The organism is Staphylococcus petrasii (assembly GCF_002902565.1).
GTDB lineage: Bacteria > Bacillota > Bacilli > Staphylococcales > Staphylococcaceae > Staphylococcus > Staphylococcus petrasii.
In genome coordinates this window covers 1-436 of the sequence record NZ_PPRC01000136.1, presented here as the reverse complement: position 1 = coordinate 436, position 436 = coordinate 1, and the positions used below count along the sequence as shown (strand labels likewise).

At 28.7% G+C, this 436-nt stretch carries 1 rRNA gene; it reads right to left on the bottom strand.

Going from position 1 to position 436, the window contains the following annotated elements:
- Window positions 1-374: 374 nt before the first annotated feature.
- A 16S ribosomal RNA gene (locus CD127_RS12525) occupies window positions 375-436 on the bottom strand; the annotation flags it as partial.

Genomic DNA, 436 nt, shown 5'->3' with positions numbered 1-436 from the left:
TTATTTTTTATGAATTCAAGCTTATTTAAAACTCTATTCACTCGGTTTTGCTTGGTAAAATCTATTTACTTACTTATCTAGTTTTCAATGTACAATTTTTATTATTTAGTCAATCGTTTTCATACTTCTTCGTTATCACAAATTTAAATGCTCATTTACAAAAGTAAACTGCGCTTTAAATTCGTTCAACTCATCGTCTGAAAAACGACTTCTTTAAATAATATTTTTAACAATCACAATTAAATATTATATCAAATTATAATGTTTAATGCAATCATTATTTATTTTGAATGTTTGAAATAAACATTCAAAACTGAATACAATATGTCACGTTATTCCATCATCTCTACGAGATGTTCCGAATATATCCTTAGAAAGGAGGTGATCCAGCCGCACCTTCCGATACGGCTACCTTGTTACGACTTCACCCCAATCA